The organism is Rhodococcus sp. (in: high G+C Gram-positive bacteria) (assembly GCF_049299235.1).
Classification (GTDB): Bacteria; Actinomycetota; Actinomycetes; order Mycobacteriales; family Mycobacteriaceae; genus Rhodococcus.
The window spans coordinates 1-9,304 of sequence record NZ_JBAQXC010000146.1 but is presented as its reverse complement, the minus strand read 5'-3'; the positions used below and the strand labels follow the sequence as shown (position 1 = coordinate 9,304).

The 9,304-nt window shown below is 65.9% G+C and carries 7 protein-coding genes and 1 pseudogene; 5 read left to right on the top strand and 3 right to left on the bottom strand.

Annotated features, from left to right (window positions below):
• Positions 1 to 123: 123 nt before the first annotated feature.
• The 3 genes and pseudogenes from WAX14_RS09020 to WAX14_RS09010 form a co-directional block, all read left to right on the top strand.
• Positions 124 to 294, top strand: a pseudogene (locus WAX14_RS09020) (IS256 family transposase); the annotation flags it as partial.
• A gap of 76 nt (positions 295 to 370) precedes the next feature.
• Positions 371 to 1,771, top strand: coding sequence for a putative bifunctional diguanylate cyclase/phosphodiesterase (locus WAX14_RS09015; RefSeq protein WP_422627745.1), 1,401 nt, complete (start codon positions 371 to 373; stop codon positions 1,769 to 1,771).
• Between the two features lie 163 nt (positions 1,772 to 1,934).
• A complete protein-coding gene (locus tag WAX14_RS09010) occupies positions 1,935 to 3,362 on the top strand; it encodes a sugar transferase (RefSeq protein WP_422627744.1) in 1,428 nt (475 codons plus the stop codon).
• 135 nt (positions 3,363 to 3,497) lie between these two features.
• Here the strand turns inward: WAX14_RS09010 and efeB are convergent, their stop codons facing one another.
• The 3 genes from efeB to efeU are packed head-to-tail and all read right to left on the bottom strand — an operon-like array spanning position 3,498 to position 6,849.
• Positions 3,498 to 4,772: an iron uptake transporter deferrochelatase/peroxidase subunit gene (efeB, locus tag WAX14_RS09005; RefSeq protein ID WP_422627743.1), complete on the bottom strand. Its 1,275-nt coding sequence runs from the start codon at positions 4,770 to 4,772 to the stop codon at positions 3,498 to 3,500.
• The gene (gene efeO, locus WAX14_RS09000) at positions 4,769 to 5,908 is read right to left on the bottom strand and encodes an iron uptake system protein EfeO (protein ID WP_422627742.1); all 1,140 of its coding nucleotides are present in this window, start codon (positions 5,906 to 5,908) and stop codon (positions 4,769 to 4,771) included. The genes efeB and efeO overlap by 4 nt, the downstream gene beginning before the upstream one ends.
• A 53-nt stretch (positions 5,909 to 5,961) precedes the next feature.
• Positions 5,962 to 6,849: an iron uptake transporter permease EfeU gene (gene efeU / locus WAX14_RS08995; protein ID WP_422627741.1), complete on the bottom strand. Its 888-nt coding sequence runs from the start codon at positions 6,847 to 6,849 to the stop codon at positions 5,962 to 5,964.
• A gap of 123 nt (positions 6,850 to 6,972) precedes the next feature.
• Between efeU and WAX14_RS08990 the strand changes: the two genes are divergently transcribed.
• Positions 6,973 to 7,791, top strand: a complete 819-nt coding sequence (locus tag WAX14_RS08990) for a lytic transglycosylase domain-containing protein (RefSeq protein ID WP_422627740.1) — start codon at positions 6,973 to 6,975, stop codon at positions 7,789 to 7,791.
• 97 nt (positions 7,792 to 7,888) lie between these two features.
• Positions 7,889 to 9,175, top strand: coding sequence for a phosphopyruvate hydratase (gene eno, locus WAX14_RS08985; protein ID WP_422627739.1), 1,287 nt, complete (start codon positions 7,889 to 7,891; stop codon positions 9,173 to 9,175).
• Positions 9,176 to 9,304: the final 129 nt, after the last annotated feature.

Sequence of the window (9,304 nt, the reverse complement as noted above, 5' to 3'; positions counted from 1 at the left end):
CTCTACGAGTACTGCGGGGACGTCCCGCCGGCCGAGTTGGAGGCGGCCTACTACGCTCGGATCGCAGCTCGGCAACCCGCCGAGTTGACCGTTTGAGACAGTCTCCGGACATGCCGGGGCGGTTCATTCCTGCGTCTGGCGACCGCGGTGGTGATCGAGCAGCACGACGAGTGGCAGGTCACCCGCCGGTACGTCTCGGATGTGAGCATGGATGAGCTGCGGGCTGTGATCGCGGCGAAACAGCACGCTACAGAGCCTGCGTTGGCATTGACCGGAGTGAACGAAACAGCATAGTATTCCGCGTGACTCGTTGATCACCGCGCATCCCGCGAGCCGATCCGAAGTCCACCACTCCACGGGGCACTATCAATTGAGCACGCTCGCGGCGATTGCGTCGATGCTCGTCCAGGTACAGGCTCGAATCGACGCAGAGGAAGGGTTACGGCGCGCGGCCTACCACGATGCTCTTACCGATCTGGCGAGTCGTCGCGCGCTACTGGAGCATCTCGAGAGTCGCCTCGCTCCGGCCGATACCGGCTCGGTCGGGGTGATCTTTCTGGATCTGGATCGGCTCAAGCCGCTGAACGACTTTCTCGGACATGCGGCGGTGGACGAATACTTGTGTCGAACCGCCCGCAGACTTTCCTGGGAATGCGGGGCCGGCGACCTTGTCGCCAGACTCGGCGGCGACGAATTCGTCGTCGTTCTCGCCGGCGACGTGTCCCTGGGAAGTACACGTGAGCGAGCCGAGAGTCTGCGGTGGGCGATCGGACTGTCGGTGCAGATCGGCGGTCAGTCGGTCAGCCGCGGAGGCAGTTTCGGTGTGGCGGTCGGCGAACCGGGTCGGATCAGTGCGGTCGAACTGCTCGGCAGGGCAGACGAGGCCATGATGGTGGCCAAGAGCGCGGGTGGGAATTCGGTCGTCGCCTTCACCGACGACATGCTCGGTGCGGGAGAACGACGGAATCTCATCGAACTGCACCTGCGTACATCGATCGACGATGATCACCTCACCTTGCAGTATCAACCGGTTTTCGACCTCGCGACCGGCGATGTGTTGGGCGTGGAAGCGCTGGTTCGATGGAATCATCCGGTTCTCGGAACGGTCCAGCCGGGGGAGTTCATCGGTGTCGCCGAATCCACCAACTTGGGGGGTGAGCTGGGTCGTTGGGTACTACGCACGGCGTGTGAGCAACTCGCGCGGTGGCTGACTGACATTCCCGGGTTGACGATCACGATGAGTGTGAACGTATCTCCGGTTCAGCTGGTGAGTGTCGACTTCGTCGAATCCGTGGAGGCTGTGCTTGCGACCTGTGGGATTCCGGCGTCATCCTTGTGTCTGGAGATCACCGAACATGTCGTCGTCAGCGACATCGAGCCGACGCGGTCAGTCCTACGTCGTCTCGCGAAGCTTGGCGTCAGTTGCGCCATTGACGATTTCGGCACTGGATACAGTTCGTTGACGCATCTGAAGTCGCTCCCCGTCGGCACGCTGAAGATCGACCGGGGTTTCGTTCAGGGGTTGCCGAATTGTGCGAGTGACCGGGTGATCGTCGAATCGGTCATGGGATTGGCATCCTCGTTCGGCTTGGACGTTGTCGCGGAGGGATTGGAGACCGTGGAGGCAGCTCGAGCGCTCCTGGAACTGGGATGCCGGCGCGCCCAGGGTTTCCTGCTCGGCAAGCCGGCTTCTGCAGATGACGTCGTGGGTCTGCTCCGAGTGGGACGCGTCGAGTTGGAATGGAAGAAGCCGCAGAGTAAACAAACTTAAAGTCGTGTTTTTGTGCCTAAACCATCATCGAGTATGTTTTACTACGTGGGTTACCTGTTGTGGAAGGTTTCCCGTGATGTTCAAAAGCGAGTTCGTCGGTGCTTTCGCTGGTGGCAATCGGGCCGTATCGCGCCTGGCTGAACCGCCGCGTGTTGTTCCGGGGTTGACTGCACCGCAACCCAGTTCGTTGACTCGATGGGAACGTCGCTACGTGGCATCGGTGGTGTTCCTCGATCTGGTGTGTCTGATTGTCGCCGATCTTGCCGTGACGTTCGGCTACCACGCCGGTCTGCCCTACGGCACGAGGTCGATGTTGATTATCGTCGCGATGCCGGTCCTGGGGATGGGTGCACTTGCCATCGAACGGGCATGGGATCGTTGTGTGCTCGGTGCGGGTGTTGAGGAGTATCGACGGGTCATAAGGGGATATGTACTTGCCGTCGCTGTGATGGCCGTTCTGGGGTACGCATGGGGAACCAGTTCGGGACAGTCGTGGGTCTTCGGTGCGCTACCACTCGCGGCGGTGTTCAACGTCGCGGCGCGGTACGGGATGCGCCGCGTTGTTCGGCGGCGTCGGCAAGCAGGACGCTGTTCACGATCGGTTCTGGCAGTCGGTACGATCGGCGACGTTCACGAAATCGTCTGTCGAGCCGGGGATATTACCGGACTGGGCTGGAATATCGATGGGATCTGCCTCACTGCCGCGCCCGGCGACCCACACCCGGTCGTCGTCGAGGACGTTCCCGTCCTGGGCGGTGAGGACGACATCGTCGACCTCGTCGGCCGGCACCGGTTCCATGCGGTGGCATTGCTGCCATCGAGTAGTTGGGACCGATCGCGGATCAGGCAGTTGTGTTGGGACCTGGAAGAAACCGGGACCGAATTGTTGATGGCGCCTGTGCTCATGGACCTTATCGGGCCGCGACTGCACATCACACCGATCGCATCTATGCCGTTGCTGCAGGTCAGCGCCCCGCACTACAGTGGACCCGCCTGGGTCGTCAAGAATGTGTTCGACAGGTTGGCGGCATTTGCGCTGGTATTGCTCCTGCTCCCCGTGCTCGCTGCGATCGCTGTCGCGATCCGGCTGAATACCCCCGGACCGGCGCTCTTCCGGCAAACTCGCGTCGGTCGCGATGGCAGAACGTTCACCATGTACAAGTTCCGGAGCATGGTGGTTGACGCTGAACAGCATCTCGACGTGTTGGCTTCGGCAAACGACGGGGCAGGAGTTCTCTTCAAGATGCGAGCCGATCCTCGCGTGACGAAGGTCGGAGCATTCCTTCGCAAGTACTCGCTGGACGAGCTTCCACAGTTGTTCAATGTCGTCGCCGGCGACATGTCCCTGGTCGGTCCACGCCCCCCGCTCGAGTCGGAAGTCGTTCGATACGGCGAAGACGGTGCGCGGCGTCGACTGTTCGTCAAACCCGGACTCACTGGGCTGTGGCAGATCAGCGGACGAAGCGACATGGACTGGGACGAGTCGATTCGCGCAGATCTGAGGTATGTGGAGAACTGGAAGTTGACTCTCGATCTCGCGATCTTGTGGCGCACGATCGGCGCGGTATTGCGCGGCAGCGGCGCCTATTGAACCCAGCGACTATCGAACCTGGCGCCTATCGAACCCAGCACCCAGTGAACCCGGGTGGGCCGTCCACCCCTCGCGGCCCACCTTCCCTGCCTGCGTCGGTGATTCAGGGCGGAATCACCGACGCAGGTGTAATTTTCATGCCTCGAACAGTTGCTGACCCCAGTATCCGTCTACCGGCGGTCCGGCAGGACACGCGAACACCGCCGACCCGACGTGCTGGATGTACTCGTTGAGTGCGTCGGTGCGGGCGAGCGCGAGCTGCATCGGCACGAACTGGGTTTGCGGGTCGCGGCAGAATGCGATGAAGAACAGCCCGGCGTCGAGGTGGCCAAGACCGTCGGAGCCGTCGGTGAAGTTGTAGCCGCGCCGCAGGATCTTGATGCCGCCGAGGTGCTGCGCCGACGCCAGCCGGACGTGCGCGTCGACCGGGATGAACGGACCGTCGGGGCCTTTCGATTCGAGATCGAGTTCGTCGAATTCGTTCTTCAGTCCGAGCGGTGCGCCCTCTCTTTTGTCGCGCCCGATGACCATTTCCTGCTCTTGGAGGATCGCCCGGTCCCACTGCTCGATGAGCATGCGGATGCGCCGGGCCACCAGGTAGCTGCCGCCGGCGAGCCAGGGCTGGTCGTCGGCGCCGTCGACCCACACCGATTCCATCAGTGCGGCCGGGTCCTCGGCCTTGAGGTTGTTCGTTCCGTCCTTGAACCCGAACAGGTTCCGTGGTGTCACCTGCGTCGTGGACGTCGATGAGGTGCGGCCGAAGCCGAGTTGTGACCACCGTACCGAGGCCGTTCCGAAGGCGACGCGGGCGAGGTTACGGATGGTGTGGACGGCGACCTGCGGATCGTTCGCGCAGGCCTGGACGGCGATGTCGCCGCCGCAGCGCACCGGATCGAGATTGTCGGCGGGGAAGTGCGGAAGATCTTGCAGTGCAGACGGTTTGAGATCGGCGAGCCCGAACCGGTCGTCGAACAGCGACGGGCCGAAGCCGATGGTGAGGGTCAACTGCGAGGCGTGCAGGTCCAGTGCCTCACCGGTGTCGCTCGGCGGGTGGTACGGGCCGTCACCGGTCGCGCCGTCCTCGGTGGCTTCGAGGCCGGCGGTCATCCGTTCGGCCATCGCGGTCCACGTCTGCAGCAGTGTGATCAACTCGTCGCGATCGCGGGTGGTGACGTCGAACGTCACGAAGTGCATCCGGTCCTGGGCGGGGGTGACGATGCCCGCCTGGTGTTCGCCGTGGAACGCCACGACGTCGTCGGTGCCGTTGTCGGCGTCCGGGGCCGTGACCCGGCCGACGACCGCACCCGCGCCTGCGAGTACCGCGCCGGCGCCGACAGCGCCGAACAGGCGTCGCCGGGAGATCCCGGACGGGCCCTGCGGATCGGGTTCGGTGGTCGGCCGGCCGGTCATGCGCCCGACGCCTCCGCGATGACGCCCTGCACCTTGCTGACCTCGGCGGACAGCGCGTCGATCAGGCGGGACAGTTCCTGGCGCTGCGGTTCGGTGACGGTGTCGTAGGAGACGAAGGTGTCACCCTGGCGGTACTGCGCGAGCGCCGCGTCGAGATCGGCGAAACGCGCGTCGATGGCCTGGCCGAGCGCGGGATCCTGCTCGTCGAGGATCGGGCGCAGCGCGGCGACCGCGGCCTGGGAACCGTCGACGTTGGCCTGGAAGTCGTACAGGTCGGTGTGGGAGAAGATGTCTTCCTCGCCGGTGATCTTCGAGGTGGCGATCTCGTCGAGCAGGCCCTGGGCATCGCCGGCGATGCGGGTCGGGTCGATGGTGTAGTCGTCGGCGTTCACCAGGTCGGACAGTTCCTGGATGTCCACGACGAGCTGATCGGCGATGGCGTTGGTGTCGGGCTGCAGGCCGCTGACCCACAGGTCCTTCTCGAGCCGGTGGAAGCCGGTCCACTCCTGGCCCGGTTCGAGATCGGCTTCGCGCAGATCGACGCGCGGGTCGAGGTCGCCGAAGCTCTCGGCCTCCGGCTCGATGCGTTCGAAGTAGGTGCGCGACAGCGGGAACAGCCGCTTCGCCTCGTCGATGTTGCCTGCCTTGACTGCGGCGACGAACTCGCCGGTGGTGGCGACGAGAGCCTCGGTCTGGCTGCGAATGTAGCGGCGGTAGCCGTCGGCGGCCTCGGCGAGCTTACCGTCCGCATCGGTTGCTGCCTTGGAGTCGCCGGTGACGGTGAATGCGGTGCGGATGCCCTCGCCGACCATGCCGGGGCGGCAGGACAGTTCGTAGTCGCCGGGCTCGGGGATGTTGACGATCAGTTGGCGGGTGAGACCCGGACCGATGTTCTCGACCTCGCCGAGGGCGCGGTCGCCGTCGTCGAACACGTAGAACTCGGTGACCTTGGTCCCGTTGTTGGTCACCGCGAACGTGTTGTGCCCGGTGATGCCTTCGGCGCTGGCGACCTCGCACGTCGAGTCGGTGGCGGTGACCGCGACGGCGTCGGCGTCGGATGCCGACTTCTCGGTGCAGCCCGCGAGGGCGAGGGGCAGTACTGCGGCTGCAGCCAGGGCAAAGGTGGTGCGACGCATCGGGTCGGTGCCTTTCGAGAGCGTTGGAGCAGAAGGTGGTGCGGTGGGAAAGCTCAGGCGGTCGCGTGCCCGGCTGCTGCCGGCGCATCGCGGGTGGTGGCGACGGGGCGCAGGAACAGGAACAGGACGATCACCAGGTAGGCCAGCCAGGCGACGAACTGCAGCACCGTCGGGTCGGGGCGGATGTTGAGGATGCCGCCGAGGATCGTGCCGTACCAACTTCCGGCGTCGTAGTGGGCGGTTGCGTCGAAGGCGAGATTGCTCGCGCCGGGCAGGACACCGCCGATCTGCAGGGCGCGCACGCCGTAGGCGAGGATTCCCGCGGCCACGACGACGAGGAATGCCCCGGTGAACTTGAAGAACTTGGCCATGTCGATCCGGACGGCCCCGAGATACATGAGCACGGTGAGAACCGCGGCGAGGGCGATTCCGAGCAGCAGGCCGATCAGCGGCCACGCACTGCCTGCGGTGTTCTCGGCGTAGCCGACCATCAGCAGCGCCGTTTCGAGGCCTTCGCGTCCCACCGCGAAGAACGCCAGGGACAGGACCGCGGTCGGCCCGACGATCAGTGCCTTTTCCATCCCGGACTTGAGATCCCCCGAGATCGAGCGGGCCGCCTTGCGCATCCACAGCACCATCGCGGTGACGATGACGACCGCGACGAGCGAGGCGATTCCGGCGGCGACCTCGGCGGCGAGTCCGTCGAGGGTGGAGGTACCGAAATGGATGATGAGGAAGGTCGCGGCGACCATCGCGACGGCGACGCCGACGCCGAGCCACACCCATTTCAATGCGTCGCGCCGTTCGGCCTTGACGAGGAACGCGACGAGGATCATCACGACGATGCCCGCTTCGAGTCCTTCCCGGAGCCCGATGAGGCCGGAGCCGACCAGTTGGGTGGCGATCGACGGGGCGCCGGAGGAGGCGGCGAGCACGGACATGGACAGAACTCCAGAACGGTTAGGTGAGGCGAACCTCTTTCGGTGGTGCGGTCCGAAACATACACCCCGATTGTGTTCGAACGGGAGGGCCTTTAGCGCTTTTACCAGGGCTTTAACAACGGTGTGGACAATGGATGTGTGCACCCGACGGTGAGGTACCCAGCGCCGCCACGGCCGGTCCGTCGCCGATCGCGGTGGCCGCGGCTTCTCTTCGGTGTGCTTGCCGCCGTGGTGGTTCTCGTCGTTGCGGTGGTTCTCGCCGTCTCGGTCTCGATTCTCACGCCGAACGAACCGCCGATCCCGATCCCGGACGGGGTGCCACCGCCGGTGGGTTCCCCGGTACCGACGATCGACGTGAACGCGCCCGGCCGCACCGCCGCGCAGTTGCGGGACTGGGCGGCACCGCAGTCCGAGACACTGGGCATTCCCGTCGTCGTGCTCGAGGCATACGGACATGCCGCCGCGGTGCTGGCCGCGAGCCGCCCCGACTGCGGCCTCGCGTGGACCACACTCGCCGGGATCGGCAGCGTCGAAAGTGGGCACGGGAGGCACGGCGGTGCCTCCGCCGACGAGAACGGCACGGTCGCGCCGCCCATCCGAGGGATCCCTCTCGACGGTGGTCCGGGCCTGGCCGAGATCCGCGACACCGACGGCGGCCGACTCGACGGCGATCCGGTCCTCGACCGGGCGATGGGCCCGATGCAGTTCATCCCCGAGACATGGACCAGGTGGGGCACCGACGCGAACGGTGACGGTGTCGCCGACCCCGACAACATCGACGACGCCGCGCTCACCGCCGGCCGGTATCTGTGCGACCGCGGCGGCGATCTCACCACCGCGGCCGGTTGGACGAAGGCGCTGATCGCCTACAACTATTCGACCGACTACCTGGCCCTGGTCCGCGACCGCGCCGCCGCCTACGGCGTCGGGGTGGCTCCCTGACGAGCGAGCCGTGCCTCGTGCCCTGGTCGGGACCGTTACGCTGTTCCCGAGCGTGCAGACCCCGCAGCGCGGACGTCCATCGAAGGAGAATCAGCCAGTGGCCATCATTGAGCAGGTAGGAGCCCGCGAAATCCTCGACTCCCGGGGTAACCCCACGGTCGAGGTCGAGGTGCTGCTCGACGACGGAAGTTTCGCTCGTGCCGCGGTGCCGTCCGGCGCGTCCACGGGTGAGCACGAAGCGGTCGAGTTGCGCGACGGTGGCGACCGCTACCTGGGCAAGGGTGTCGAGCAGGCCGTGGAGGCGGTCCTCGGTGAGATCGCACCGGCCATCATCGGCCTCGACGCCACCGAGCAGCGCACCGTCGACCAGGCACTACTCGACACCGACGGCACCCCCGACAAGGGTCGACTCGGCGCGAACGCCCTGCTCGGCGCGTCCCTCGCGGTCGCGAAGGCGGGCGCCGAGGCATCCGGCCTCGAGTTGTTCCGGTACGTGGGCGGCCCGAACGCCCACATCCTGCCGGTGCCGATGATGAACATCCTCAACGGTGGCGCTCACGCCGACACCGGTGTCGACGTACAGGAGTTCATGGTCGCCCCGATCGGTGCCCCCACCTTCAAGGAGTCCCTGCGCTGGGGCACCGAGGTGTACCACTCCCTCAAGTCGGTCCTCAAGAGCAAGGGCCTGGCCACCGGCCTCGGTGACGAGGGCGGCTTCGCGCCGGACGTCGCCGGCACCAAGGAAGCTCTCGACCTCATCAGCGAGGCCATCGCCAAGACCGGCCTGAAGCTCGGCTCGGACGTCGCGCTCGCGCTCGACGTGGCCGCCACCGAGTTCCACACCGACGGCACCGGCTACAAGTTCGAGGGCAAGATCCGCACCGCGGACGAGCTCGCCGACTTCTACAACGAACTGCTCACCGCATACCCGCTCGTCTCCATCGAGGATCCGCTCAGCGAGGACGACTGGTCGGGCTGGGTCGCGCTGACCGAGAAGATCGGCAACAAGGTGCAGCTCGTCGGTGACGACCTGTTCGTCACCAACCCGGAGCGGCTCGAGGAGGGCATCGTCAAGGGTGCCGCCAACGCACTCCTGGTGAAGGTCAACCAGATCGGCACGCTCACCGAGACCCTCGACGCCGTCGACCTCGCGCACCGCAACGGCTACAAGACGATGATGAGCCATCGGTCCGGTGAAACCGAGGACACCACCATCGCCGACCTGGCCGTCGCTGTCGGCAGCGGTCAGATCAAGACCGGCGCACCGGCCCGCTCCGAGCGCGTCGCGAAGTACAACCAGTTGCTGCGCATCGAGGAGTCGCTCGGCGACGCCGCCCGGTACGCCGGCGAGCTGGCCTTCCCGCGTTTCAACCCCGAGGCCTGACCGGAGCGGTATGACTCAACGCGGTAGATCCCGGCCCGGCGCCCGCCGCACCCGCTCCGAGGGTGCAGTGGGTTCGCGGCGAGCCGGCCGGCCCCGCCCGGCGGGATCTACCGCGTCGGCCGACCCGGT

Excerpts from the sequence above, each read along its gene's own strand:
- efeU (WP_422627741.1), bottom strand. The coding sequence starts at position 6,849 with ATGTCCGTGCTCGCCGCCTCCTCCGGCGCCCCGTCGATCGCCACCCAA.
- efeB (WP_422627743.1), bottom strand. The coding sequence starts at position 4,772 with ATGACCGGCCGGCCGACCACCGAACCCGATCCGCAGGGCCCGTCCGGG.
- efeO (WP_422627742.1), bottom strand. The coding sequence starts at position 5,908 with ATGCGTCGCACCACCTTTGCCCTGGCTGCAGCCGCAGTACTGCCCCTC.